The sequence below is a fragment of the Selenomonas sp. FOBRC9 genome (assembly GCF_000287655.1).
Lineage (GTDB): Bacteria > Bacillota > Negativicutes > Selenomonadales > Selenomonadaceae > Centipeda > Centipeda artemidis.
The window spans coordinates 22,123-35,076 of the sequence record NZ_ALJR01000030.1; the positions used below are offsets into that span (position 1 = coordinate 22,123).

Below are 12,954 nucleotides of genomic sequence, written 5' to 3' on the forward strand. Positions count from 1 at the left end.
GGTTTTTGCGGTATAATATGCGAATATGAACAGTATTCATATTTTCTATGGGAGGGAGTACCTTGCTGTATCCTCTGAATATTGATCTGACGGGACGGCGCGTTGTCGTTGTTGGCGGTGGTATGGTGGCGGAGCGTAAGGTACACGGCATTCTCGCAGCGGATGCGACGGCGAACATCTTGGTGATTGCGCCGGAGGCGACCGCGGGGCTGCACGCCCTTGCAGAGGCGGGGCGCATCACGTGGCGGCGTGAGTGTTATGCGTACGGGATGCTGTGCGGCGCGTTCCTCGTCTATGCGGCAACGGATGCGCGTGAAACCAACGCCGCTGCTGCAGCGGAGGCGGAGGGAATTGGAGCGCTCGTGAATGTAATCGACGATGCGGCGCGTTCGGATTTTCAAGTGCCCGCATTCATGCGCCGCGGTGATCTGCTGCTGACCGTCTCGACGGGCGGCGATAGTCCGGCACTCGCGCGGGCGATACGGATGGAGCTTGAGCAATTCTATCCGCCCTCTTTTGAGATGTGGCTGGATTATGTGGCGGTACTGCGTGCAGAGATGCGGGAGGCACTTCCGACGAGCAGGGAGCGCACGGCGTTTTGGCGGACGGCGGTACGAGACGATATTTTATCGATGGTTCGAGACGGAGAGTTAGAGAAAGCGGAGGCTGAGTTACGACATGCGGCTCTTAACATTAGGGCTCAATCATAGAACGGCGCCTGTGGAGGTGCGCGAGCGGGTTTCGTTCTCGCGTGAGGAGCTGCGTTCGGGACTGGTAAATCTGGGGGAGTACGACGGGCTGAGCGGTTTAGTCGTGCTCTCGACATGCAATCGAACGGAGTTTTACGCCGCCGTGGAGGATCACGAACGCGGTGCGGAGGCACTGCGCCAATTTTTGAACGACCTGACGCAGGGCGGGCAGGATCTTGACGAATACCTCTATACCTATACGGACGAGGAGGCTGTGACGCATCTCTTCCGCGTGGCGGCGAGCCTTGACTCCCTCGTTTTGGGCGAGGGGCAGATTCTCTCGCAGGTCAAGGAGGCGTATGCGATCGCGCGCGAGGCAGGGGCGACGAGCACGGTGCTCAACCTGCTCTTTCACCGCGCGATCGCGGCCGGCAAGCGCGTGCGTACGGAGACACGCATCGCATATCGTTCCGTATCGGTCAGCTATGCGGCGGTCGAGCTTGCGGCGGCGTCGCTTGGAGGACTCGGCGGCTGTAGCGCACTGATCTTCGGTGCAGGCAAGATGGCGGAGCTGACGGCGGAGCATCTGCGTTCTCACGGGATAGAGACCATCTATGTGGCGAATCGACATCTTGAGCGTGCGGAGCGCCTTGCAGAGCATATTGGGGGGGAGGCGATTCCCTTTGATCGCGCGATGGAGTATGCGGTCGGCGTGGACGTTGTTGTCACCTCGACCGGTGCGCCGCATTATGTGGTTAAGGCATGGGAGGCGCGCCGACTGATGGCACGCCGCCATGGGAAGAAAATTTTCTTCATCGATATTGCCGTGCCGCGCGATGTGGATCCGGATGTGACGAATATCAAGGGGATTGAGCTTTATAATATCGACGCGCTCGAGGCTGTCGTGGATGAACATCTCGGCGAGCGCCGGGAGGAGGCGGTGAAGGCGGAGCGGATCGTGCAGGAGGATGTCGCGTCGCTCCTCGAACGGTTCAAATATCTGTCCTTCCAGCCGCTCATGGCGCTCCTCTCGGGACGCTGCGAACGCATTCGGGAACGCGAGATCAAGCGCGTGAGCGCAAAGCTTCCGGATCTCTCGGAGGAAGAGGAGCGGCAGGTCGAACATATGAGCCGTATGATCGTGCGCAAGATTTTGCGGATCCCGATGATGAAGCTGCGCGCGTCTGCGGGCACTGCGGACGAGGCGTTTTACATCGCGGCGATGCGTTCGCTCTTTAAGTTGGATGCGATAGGGGAGACGGGAACAAGTGAACAGCGGCACAATCACTATCGGTACGCGGGCAAGTAAGCTTGCGCTGTGGCAGGCGAAGTTTGTCGCGGGAGAGCTGCAAAAGTGTCATCCCTCGGTCACGGTCGTGCTGAAAAAGATGACGACAAAGGGGGATAAGATCCTCGATGCGCCACTCGCCAAAATCGGCGGCAAGGGGCTCTTTACCAAAGAGCTCGAGCAGGCGATGCTCGCGGGGGACATCGATATTGCGGTGCACAGTCTGAAGGATATGCCGATAGAGATTCCCGCAGGGCTGATTATCGGCGCCATTACCGCGCGCCTTGACCCGGGCGATGCCTTCGTCAGCAATCAATATGCAGCGATTGAGGAACTGCCCGCAGGGGCGCGGGTCGGGACCTCAAGCCTGCGCCGCAGGGCGCAGCTCCTCGCAGTGCGTCCCGATCTCGTCCTCCTCGATCTGCGCGGCAATGTGAATACGCGCCTTGAAAAACTCGACGCGGGGGAGTTTGACGCCGTTGTGCTCGCCGCGGCGGGGTTGCGGCGGCTCGGGCTCGGCGATCGCATCCGATCGGTTCTGCCGCGGGCGATGATGCTGCCCGCCGTAGGGCAGGGGGCGCTCGCCATTGAGTGCCGTGCGGACGATGCGGAGATTTGCGCGGCGATCGGTTTCATGTGCGATGCGGACATGACGGCGGCGGCGGCGGCGGAGCGCGCCTTCCTCGGTCGGGTGGAGGGCGGCTGTCAGATTCCCGTCGGTGTCTATGCGGAGATCGGCGACGGCGATATGCTCTATGTGGACGCGATGATTGCGTCCGTGGACGGGATGCGCGTCTGCCGCTCCCGTGCGTCGGGACGTCCGGCGCAGGCGGCGCAGATCGGCGTCGCGCTTGCGGAGGAACTGCTCGATATGGGCGGACGTGAGATTTTGAAAGAGATAGGGATTAACGTATGAATGGAACAGTTTTTCTTGTCGGCGCGGGTCCCGGGGATCCGCGCCTTTTGACCGTGGGTGCGATGGAGTGTATGAAACGCGCGGAGGTCGTCGTCTATGATCATCTCGCCGACGAGAGCATTCTTTCCTATGCGCCGGCGGATGCCGAGCTCATCTACGTTGGAAAACAGTCCTCCAAGCACACGATGCGCCAAGAGGACATCAATGTGCTCCTCGCCGACAAGGCGGCGGAGGGAAAGACGGTCGTTCGGCTCAAGGGGGGCGACCCCTTCGTCTTTGGGCGCGGCGGCGAAGAGGCACTGCTCTTGCTGGAGCGCGGGATTCCCTTTGAGATTCTGCCGGGCGTGACCTCTGCGGTCAGCGTTCCCGCCTATGCGGGCATCCCCGTGACGCACCGCGGCGTTGCCGTGTCATTTGCCGTCGTCACAGGGCATGAGGATCCGACGAAGGCACACTCGAACATTCGCTGGGAGCACCTTGCGACGGGCGTGGACACGCTGGTATTCCTCATGGGCGTTGCAAATATCCCCGTGATTACAAAAAAACTCATCGAGCATGGCCGCCCTGCCGACACGCCCGCGGCGTTCATTCGCTGGGGGACGCATCCCGAGCAGGAGACCTATGTCACGACGGTGGGCGAAGCCGCGGAGACGGTCGTGCGCGCGGGGATACGTCCGCCCGCAATCTTCATCGTGGGCGATGTGGTCAAACTGCGCGACAATCTGCGCTGGTTTGACCGCCCGGCGACGCGTCCGCTCTTTGGCAAGAGGATTCTCGTGACGCGCGCGCGCGCGCAGGCATCGGCGCTGACGGAAAAACTCACGGCACTCGGCGCCGCCTGCATCGAGGCGCCCGTCATCCGCATCGCCCCTCCTGCGGACGGCTATGCGGCGCTCGACGGTGCGATCGCGGAGCTGAACGCGTATCAGTGGCTGATTTTCACGAGCGTCAACGGCGTGGAGCATTTCTTTGCGCGCCTTCATGCGGCGGGAAAGGACACGCGCGCACTCGGCTACGCCAGGGTCGCGGCGATCGGCGCGGCGACGTCGGCGGCGTTGCGCGCGTTCGGCATACGGGCGGATCTCGTTCCCCCGGAGTTCCGCGCCGAAGCCGTCGCAGAAGAGCTGCGCCCGCTCCTGCCGCCCCGCGCACGCATTCTCCTGCCGCGTGCGCAGGAAGCGCGGGACGTCCTGCCCGATACGCTCCGCGCGCACGGGGCGATCGTGGATGTAGTCGCCGCCTATGAGACTGTGCCGGAGATCGAGGACGCCGCGATTGCGCAGCGTCTCGCGAGCGGCGAGATAGACATGGTGACGTTTACCAGTTCTTCGACCGTTAAAAATCTTGTCAAAATGCTCGGCAATATCACGCCCCTGCAGCAGGTCAAAATCGCCTGCATCGGTCCCGTCACGGCGGATACGGCGCGTTCGTTTGCGCTCGAACCCGACATCGTGGCAAAGGAGTATACGATTGACGGGCTTGTGCGCAGCATCAAGGAGTATATACAATGAATATGATTCAGCGTCCGCGCCGACTGCGCATATCCGCGGGAATGCGCGATCTCGTGCGCGAGACGGAACTGTCGCCGCGCGATTTCGTCTATCCGATTTTCGTCGTGCCGGGCGAGTACATCAAGGAAGAGATTCCGAGTATGCCCGGCTGTTTTCACTACTCTGTAGATAACGCCGCGAAGCTTGCGCGCTTCGTCGCGTCCTGCGGCATCCCCGCCGTCGAGGTGTTCGGACTGCCTGCCTATAAGGACGAGATCGGATCGAGCGCATGGGATCCCGCGAGCCCCGTGCAGCGGGCGATTGCCGCGATCAAGGAAGCCGTTCCGGAGCTTCTCGTCGTCGGGGATGTCTGCCTTTGCCAATATACCAGTCATGGGCACTGCGGCGAACTGCACGGCAAATACGTGGACAACGATGCGACACTGCCGCATCTCGTTCAAACGGCGGTCAGTCAGGCGCGTGAGGGCGCGGACATCGTAGCGCCGTCCGACATGATGGACGGACGCGTTGCGGCGATTCGCGCGGGGCTTGATGCCGAGGGCTTTGTCAATACGAGCATCATGAGCTATGCGGTCAAATATGCATCCGCCTACTATGGACCTTTCCGCGATGCCGCGGACAGCGCGCCCTCCTTTGGCGACCGCAGACAGTATCAGATGGATCCCGCGAATGTGCGCGAAGCGCTCAAGGAAGCCCAGCTCGACTGTGACGAGGGCGCGGACATCATCATGGTGAAGCCCGCGCTCGCCTATCTCGACGTTGTGCGGCGCGTCTACGATACGACGGATCGCCCGATCGCGGTCTATAATGTCAGCGGCGAGTACGCGATGGTAAAAGCCGCCGCCGCAAACGGCTGGATCGACGAGCGGCGCATTGTTTTGGAGAGCCTGACGAGTATGAAACGTGCGGGGGCGACGATCATCATCACCTATCATGCGCTCGACGCCGCCGCATGGCTGAATGAGTGAGGAGATGAAATATGCGGAACACAGCGCAGTCCAAGGCGGCTTTTGACGAGGCAAAACAATATATGCCGGGCGGGGTCAACAGTCCCGTCCGCTCCTTTGCAAACGTGGGCGGCAACCCACTCTTTATCGCGCGCGCAGAGGGCGATAAAATCTATGACATCGACGGCAACGAATACATCGACTACGTTGGTTCGTGGGGACCGATGATCGTCGGTCATGCGCATCCGCAGGTCGTCGCCGCCCTCCGGGAGGCGGTGGGGCGCGGTACGAGTTACGGTGCGCCGACGCTCCTTGAAACGGAGCTTGCAAAGCTCGTGCAGACCGTCTATCCCTCCATCGAGGTCATCCGCATGGTGAACTCGGGGACGGAGGCGACGATGAGCGCACTGCGCCTTGCGCGCGGATATACGGGGCGCAATAAGATCGTGAAGTTCGTCGGCTGCTACCATGGGCACAGCGACAGTCTGCTCGTGAGCGCCGGTTCCGGCATGGCGACGTTCGGCGTGCCGAGCTCGCCGGGCGTGACGCCGGGCACGGCGGCGGATACGATCGCCGTGCCGTATAACGACGAGGAGGCGATTCGTTCCGTGATGGAGCGCGAGGGCGATGTCGTCGCCGCCGTCATTGTAGAGCCGGTCGCGGGCAACATGGGGCTCGTCCTCCCGCGGCAAGGCTACCTTTCACTCCTGCGCGAGCTGACGGAGCGGCACGGGACGCTCCTCATCTTTGACGAGGTGATGTGCGGATTCCGCGCCTCGCTCGGCGGCGCACAGGCGGCGTACGGCATTCGCCCCGACCTCACCTGTCTCGGCAAGATCATCGGCGGGGGGCTTCCCGTCGCCGCATACGGCGGACGCCGCGAGATCATGGAGCGCGTCTCGCCCGCGGGTCCCGTCTATCAGGCGGGGACGCTCTCGGGCAATCCGCTCGCCATGACAGCGGGCATCGAGACGCTGCGGATCATCACGGCAGAGCCGGAGGACGGCGCACCGGATTACAGCCGCGTGCTGACACTCAAGACGAAGAATCTCCTCCTCGGCTGGCAGCGCATCGCCAAAGAATACGGCGTTCCCATTTGCGCGCATCAGGCGGGATCAATGTTCGGCATCTTCTTCATTAATCGCGAAGTCTATAACTACGACGATGCCGTCGCCGCCGACCAAGACGCGTTCCGCATCTGGTTCGAGACCATGCTGGACGAGGGCATTTATCTCGCACCCTCGCAGTTCGAAACCGTATTCATGTCGGGCGCACATACCGATGCGGACATTGACCGCACGATCGCCGCGGCAGAGAAAGGCTTCGCAGCGGTCAAGGCGGCACGCACATAATTATATTATTCTTTAGTTCCTCCTGTGTGTAGCATAGATACACCGGGAGGGTTTTATTTTGAGAAAAGTCTGCCGATCTGTGATTCTTCACATTGCTAGCGGGAGTACCATATGATATAATTTATTGGTAAATATCACAATATAGTCATATTAAATATCATTGAGGCGGTGTTTCTCATTCGTGAGATAGATGTTTCCGGAGGGAAAAGCAGCAAGGGCGAATCCTTCCTTAAAGGAACCTTTGTCCTGACGATAGCAGGATTCGTCGTCAAGGTCATCGGGTCGCTGAATTGGATCTTTGTTTCCCGCATCCTCGGCGGCGAGGGCATCGGGCTGTATCAGATGGCTTTTCCCATTTATTTTTTTGCCATGACAGTGTCGCAGGCAGGCGTGCCCGTTGCGATTTCCATTATTACGGCGGAGCGTGTGGCTCTCCAGGATATCTATGGGGCAAAGCGTGTATTTCGTATTTCTATGATGTTCATGCTGCTGACGGGGCTTTTCTTTTCGATATTGACATATTTGGCGGCAGACTGGCTTATCGAGTGGCAGTTCATCCGTGATGCGCGTGCGTATAAGGCTGTTGTGGTGCTCGCACCGACAGTTTTTTTCGTGACCCTGCTCGCAAGCTCCCGCGGCTATCTGCAAGGTTGGCAGCGGATGACGCCGACGGCAGTCTCACAGATCGTGGAACAGATCTTTCGCGTGGTAACGATGATCGTATTGGCGAGCCTCCTCATGCCGTGGGGGCTGGATTATGCCGCTGCGGGAGCCTCACTTGGCGCTCTTGCAGGGGCGGTGACAGGGTTAATCGTCCTTGTCTATTTTCACATCAAATTGGAACGTGACATTGCGCGCGACTACGGTACGGATCTTAAACCTCTGCCGGGAGCGGCATATGAGTCGCGCCGCTCAATTATCAAGCGCATCTTTAAGCTGGCGCTCCCCGTTTCGGCGGCAAGCATCATGCTTCCTGTCGTATCAAACCTTGATCTCATGATTGTTCCGCAGCGTCTGGAGGCAGCAGGTTACAGCATCAGCGAGGCGACGGAGTTGTTTGGCTACCTGAACGGCATGGCGGTTCCGCTTGTCAATCTCGCAACGATACTCACGGCGTCAATGGCGATGAGCATTGTGCCTGCGATTTCGGAGTCGCGCGTCCTTGGCGATCAGGTGCGTGTCTATGATCAGACGGCGGCGTCGGTGCGCATCTCGAATTTTGTCTGTTTTCCAGCGTTTGTCATTGTATTCATACTGGCGACCCCGATTTCGAGCCTGATTTACAATGCGCCGGGCGCGGGTCCCGCCGTTATGATCTCGGCGGTAAGTATTATCCTGCTCGGACTGCATCAGGTATCGACAGGGATACTGCAGGGGTTGGGGCATCCGACCATTCCCATGGTGAATATGATTCTTGCGGCAGGTGCAAAGGTGTTCCTGAATTGGCAGCTCACAGCGATTCCGTGGCTTGGCATCATGGGCGCTGCGTGGGCGACGGCTGCCGATATGGGCGTTGCTGCACTCATTAATCTGTATTTTATCTATCGGTTTATCGGGTACCGCATCGAGTTGCTGCAGTTGTTTAAGACGATCTGCGCCGCCGGAATTATGGGGGCGTCGGTCTACGGATTTTACACATGGACGCTTGTATGGTGGGGCATTGCGGCGATATCGACGTTTGGTGCGGTGCTCGTTGGATGCATCGTCTATATTGCTGCGATGATTCTCTTGCGCGGATTGATCGAGGATGATCTGCGCCGCCTGCCGATGATCGGTTCAGTGGGTATTCGGTTTTTGCAGCGAATTGGGGTTTTTAAGGCATGAGAAAACTTGCGTTAATCTATAATCCTGTTTCAGGGAATGCGCTGTTCAAGGTCAAACTGGATTGGTTGATTGACTCATTTCAGCGGCATGGGATGGTACTTTGTCCGTACCGGACGCGCGGCGGCACTTTGGATAATATCAGCCGGTTCCTAATTGATCTGCATCCGGACGGTGTGATTGCCGCGGGCGGTGACGGCACCGTGCACACGGTCGTAAACGCAATGATCGAGGCGGATGCGGATATCCCGCTCGGTATTTTTGGCAGCGGTACGTCAAATGATTTTGCCACCTATCTTGGGATTCATGATGATTGGGAAAGCTATATTGAGCGCATTGCGGCAGGGGAGTCGCGCCGTGTGGATTTAGGAGTCCTTGAGGACAGCAAGCGATATTTCGTCAACGTAGTCAGCGCGGGAATGCTCACGGGTATCGCGCACGAGGTAAAATCTACCTATAAGAATACACTCGGCAGGGTGGCATATTACTTGAAAGGGCTTGGCGAAATCCCGCGCCTGCACTCATTTCCCGTGCGTATTTTGGCGGATGGTGCGACCTATGAAGAGGACATTTTTCTCTTTGTCGTGGCGAACAGTCCTGTCGTTGCAGGGATGAAACGTATTGGTACGGATATTTCCGTTGACGATGGAATGCTTGACCTGCTTGCGGTAAAAAAAATAAGTCTGCCGCAGTTTATGTCCGTTGCGGCAGACCTGTTTTCCGGAAAATCCATTACGGAGAAAGAGAGCATCCTGCATATCCGCGCACGATCGTTTGAAATTCAAACGGAGCAGGAGTTATGCAGCGATCTTGACGGCGAGTGCGGACCGGTACTTCCGCTGCGTGTTCACACCGTACCGCTGGCTATTTCCGTTTATTGCTGAACGTTTTATAGATGCGTTTAATGTGTCCCTAAATAATGTGCGACAAATTGTTGCGCAGTGCGTCCGCTGCGTCCGCTGTGTGTCAGCTCCCAGCGAAGTCCCGCGAGATGCAGCTCTTCTTTTGTCAGTGCAATTCCTTTTTGTCGCAGGAGATAGTCGATGATCGCGAGATACTCTTCCTGATCCGGTGTATGATATTGGATGATGAGTCCAAACCGATCGGCGAGAGAAATGGTTTCGTGCATGGCGTCATCACGATAGAGCTCATCTTGCTGCCGGTCACGCCATGTCTCGCGTACGAGATGGCGGCGGTTAGAGGTCGCATAGAGGCGGACGTTCGGCGGACAGGATGAGACGCCGCCCTCGATGGCGGATTTGACCGTCTTGAACTCGGCGTCAGAATCCTCGAATGAAAGATCGTCGAGGAAAATGATGAATTTTTTACTTGCAAAGCGCCGCAGCTGTGCCATGATATCCGGGAGCAGCCAAAGCTGATCCTTTGTGACCTGAAGGAGCCGCAGCCCCATATCGTCATACATGCCGGCAAGCGCTTTGACTGCCGTCGATTTTCCCGTGCCGCGTGCGCCGACGAGGAGCACATGGTTGGATGGCTTTCCCTCAACAAAAGAGCGCGTATTGTGGATGAGCTGCTCCTTTTGCCTTTCATATCCGACGAGGTCGCTCATGCGCGGTCGCTCAAAGTCTACAATTCCGCGCAGTGTATTTTCGGCGATATCCCAACAGAAGGCTGCGTAGGCGGCAAGATCGCCATAGCCGTATTTGGCATAGAAAGCAAGAAGAATTTCTGCGTATTCTTCCGGCGAGCTTGCGCCGGCAACGCCCGGGAGCAGAAAATCTTCCGTTTTTCCATATATATTCCGGGTCGGCTCGTAATTATCCAGGAGCGTTTCACCGAGAAATATACTCGTCGGTGCTGTGAGCAATGGATAGAGCAACCTGATGTCATGGTAAAAAACATCCCGCAGACTTGTACCGGGGGGCAGATCCGTGCGTTCCATTGTCTCAGAGACGAGATTTGCCCGGCTCGTCAGGACGTGAAGCAAATAACGGGGCAGCAGGTTGCCGCTCAGCCCGTGCGTTTCTGCTGCGGCAATAAGGGCGGATATACAGTACTTTTTGGCAGTCGGTTCATCCTCAGGAGCAGCGAGAAATGAAAGAACAGGATCGTCGCGCAGAACGTCAAGCACGAGGAGATCAGACAGATTGACATTTTGACACATGATATTCATCCTTTCGGTGTAGAGAGAATCACGCATGGCGGCGTGATGAAATCCGAAGTTTGATTTGTATGTTGAAGCACTGTCAGCAGACGAAGATCTGTTGCCAACGTATCAAAAGCAAGCATCTCTTGCAGGAGAGAGAGCCGTCCCGAAAATGATCGGTTGTTTGAGGTTAAAAACTTTGCCGTTCGTGTGATAATGGGGAGGTGTGTATGCTCTTTGATTGCACGCAGCAGCTCTTGTCCACGTACATTGAAAGCGAGCGGGCGAATATAGGTCGCTCCATGGGTATCAAAACGTGCTGCCTGCGCCTTTTTGAATTTGATCAGGAGATGGAGGATAAGACGGGCAATGCGGCTGCGTGTATAGCGTTTTGTTGCCGCAGCCGTGAGAAGGTCGTCATAGTCGTTCACTTTTTGGAGTGTGCGGATCAGACGATTTTCGATCCCTTCTGTAACACCGAGGATCTCCTCCCGTTCACTGTTGCTCGATGTGAGGAGGGTGTAGCGCAAGAGTGAGAGCAGCTTATTTTCGTTGGGGAGCTTTGTCTCGTACACTGTACGAAGATCGGCGTATACCGAGGGGGGGACGCTGTCGGCGAGTCGTTCCCACGGTGGTATACTCTCATAGAGCGCACTGCGAATCGAGGATGCACTTGTAATACCCGGATAGAGTGCGGTATCGTTATGGCTTGCTGTGCTGCGCGGGATGGCAATGGGGGAAATTTCGAAAGTACTCCGGCAAAGGGCACGTAAATACTCTATGGCAAGGATGTTATTTGGTAAACGCAGCATTTCTTCGGGGATACTTTTATCGGCTGCAGCACGTGACAGAGCTGCGGCATAGGAATCGCCTGCACTTATGTAGGAATGCAGACGTCCCTGAACGACCGGCGTATCAATCGATGCAGCGATGTACTTTAACGGCGCAATGTCGTGTGTCTCGGTGCCGAAAGCAAGGCGTTCGACGATACCGAGCGCTGCAAGCAGGGACACCCCGCCGCGTGCGAAGTCCTGCGCGCTTCGACAGGAAAAGACAAAGGGCAGTTCGAGAACAAGATCGGCGCCGCCCTCGACGGCATGCCGTGCCCGTGTCCATTTATCGAGTATACACGGTGTGCCGCGCTGGGAAAAACTGCCGCTCATAGCGATGATAATCCCATCTGATGAAGGGAACATACGGTGCAGCTCCGTTAGCTGATAGCGATGTCCATGATGAAAGGGATTGTATTCGGCGATAATGCCGATGGCGCGCATGACATTCCTCCCTTCCATAACTTAATTTATAGTTTAACAAAAATGAATTGGTATGTCTATAACGGCCTTCATAATCCTCATACAGGATTCCCCATCCCCTACATTTTACTATGCCGGGGATGGGGATTTTTGTTGTCTTCGTATCGTGCTGCCTGGTATTTCTGACAATCCTCTCTTAGGCGTAAGAAACAGCATAATCTACCAAGGGAAGGATAAAAAGTCTTATAATGATACCGACGTTATTTATGAGAAAATAAAGGAGGATATATGGGGTGCGTTTATGGATATGTTCGTGTTAGTAGCCGCGATCAAAATGAGGCACGGCAGATGATAGCGCTTGAGGAGCTAGGGATTCTTCGGAAAAATATCTATGTGGACAAACAGTCCGGGAAGGACTTTGAACGCCCTGCCTATCGGAAGATGCTGCGGCGTTTGGGGCGGGACGATGTGCTGTATATCAAGAGCATTGATCGACTTGGCAGGAACTATGCGGAGATTTTGCAGCAGTGGCGTATTTTGACAAAAGAGAAAGCGATTGACATTGTGGTGCTTGATATGCCGCTCCTCGATACGAGGCGAGGAAAGGATCTGATGGGGACGTTTTTGAGCGATATTGTATTGCAGGTACTCTCCTTCGTTGCGGAGAGCGAGCGTGTCAACATCAGGCAGCGGCAGGCGGAGGGAATTGCTGCGGCGAAGGCGCGGGGCGTACGATTCGGCAGACCGCGCCGCCCGCTGCCGGAGAACTTCCCCGAGGTGTATCTGCGTTGGAAAAACGCAAAAGTAACGGGGACGGCAGCGGCAAAGGAGTGCAATATGCCGCTTGCCACCTTTCGTTATCGTGCGGCAATCTATGGAAAAAGAGAAGAATTGTAAATTGTTTTTGCATAAATGTGTAGTATTTTATAGGCCGGTCACTATTCGTTTCGAGTTTATAATACTACAAAAAGAGAGGATATTCTATAACGAAATCTTTCGTTTTATATCTTGAACTATAGATGATACGGAAACAAATAATATACTACACGATATTGTAATAGAAAATCGCT

General features: G+C 56.6%; 11 protein-coding genes. 9 read left to right on the plus strand and 2 right to left on the minus strand.

The window, feature by feature from the left end; all coding sequences use genetic code 11:
• Positions 1-62 precede the first annotated feature (62 nt).
• From HMPREF1147_RS08000 to HMPREF1147_RS08035, 8 genes are all read left to right on the plus strand, one after another.
• Positions 63-710 carry a bifunctional precorrin-2 dehydrogenase/sirohydrochlorin ferrochelatase gene (locus HMPREF1147_RS08000; RefSeq protein ID WP_009658414.1) on the plus strand — a complete coding sequence of 216 codons (648 nt, stop codon included), beginning with the start codon at positions 63-65 and terminating at the stop codon, positions 708-710.
• Positions 679-1,998 (plus strand): glutamyl-tRNA reductase, encoded by a 1,320-nt coding sequence (gene hemA / locus HMPREF1147_RS08005; RefSeq protein WP_009658453.1) that lies wholly within the window; start codon positions 679-681, stop codon positions 1,996-1,998. The genes HMPREF1147_RS08000 and hemA overlap by 32 nt, the downstream gene beginning before the upstream one ends.
• Positions 1,958-2,893 (plus strand): hydroxymethylbilane synthase, encoded by a 936-nt coding sequence (hemC, locus tag HMPREF1147_RS08010; protein WP_009658441.1) that lies wholly within the window; start codon positions 1,958-1,960, stop codon positions 2,891-2,893. The genes hemA and hemC overlap by 41 nt, the downstream gene beginning before the upstream one ends.
• Positions 2,890-4,404: a uroporphyrinogen-III C-methyltransferase gene (gene cobA, locus HMPREF1147_RS08015; protein WP_009658404.1), complete on the plus strand. Its 1,515-nt coding sequence runs from the start codon at positions 2,890-2,892 to the stop codon at positions 4,402-4,404. The genes hemC and cobA overlap by 4 nt, the downstream gene beginning before the upstream one ends.
• Positions 4,401-5,372 carry a porphobilinogen synthase gene (gene hemB, locus HMPREF1147_RS08020; protein WP_009658423.1) on the plus strand — a complete coding sequence of 324 codons (972 nt, stop codon included), beginning with the start codon at positions 4,401-4,403 and terminating at the stop codon, positions 5,370-5,372. Before cobA ends, hemB begins: the two co-directional genes overlap by 4 nt.
• 11 nt (positions 5,373-5,383) lie before the next feature.
• Positions 5,384-6,703, plus strand: coding sequence for a glutamate-1-semialdehyde 2,1-aminomutase (gene hemL, locus HMPREF1147_RS08025; RefSeq protein ID WP_009658446.1), 1,320 nt, complete (start codon positions 5,384-5,386; stop codon positions 6,701-6,703).
• Positions 6,704-6,871: 168 nt separating this feature from the next.
• Positions 6,872-8,527, plus strand: coding sequence for a polysaccharide biosynthesis protein (locus HMPREF1147_RS08030; RefSeq protein WP_009658430.1), 1,656 nt, complete (start codon positions 6,872-6,874; stop codon positions 8,525-8,527).
• Positions 8,524-9,408, plus strand: coding sequence for a diacylglycerol kinase family protein (locus HMPREF1147_RS08035; RefSeq protein ID WP_009658425.1), 885 nt, complete (start codon positions 8,524-8,526; stop codon positions 9,406-9,408). Before HMPREF1147_RS08030 ends, HMPREF1147_RS08035 begins: the two co-directional genes overlap by 4 nt.
• Positions 9,409-9,425: 17 nt before the next feature.
• Here HMPREF1147_RS08035 and HMPREF1147_RS08040 read toward each other — a convergent pair whose 3' ends face one another.
• Complete coding sequence (locus HMPREF1147_RS08040) at positions 9,426-10,649, minus strand: ATP-binding protein (protein ID WP_009658416.1); 1,224 nt, start codon at positions 10,647-10,649, stop codon at positions 9,426-9,428.
• Between the two features lie 5 nt (positions 10,650-10,654).
• On the minus strand, positions 10,655-11,905 hold the full coding sequence (locus HMPREF1147_RS08045; protein ID WP_009658443.1) for a nucleotidyltransferase family protein: 1,251 nt from the start codon (positions 11,903-11,905) through the stop codon (positions 10,655-10,657).
• 267 nt (positions 11,906-12,172) lie between these two features.
• Here HMPREF1147_RS08045 and HMPREF1147_RS08050 point away from each other — a divergent pair, with 267 nt between their 5' ends.
• Positions 12,173-12,781, plus strand: a complete 609-nt coding sequence (locus HMPREF1147_RS08050) for a recombinase family protein (RefSeq protein WP_026762204.1) — start codon at positions 12,173-12,175, stop codon at positions 12,779-12,781.
• Positions 12,782-12,954: the final 173 nt, after the last annotated feature.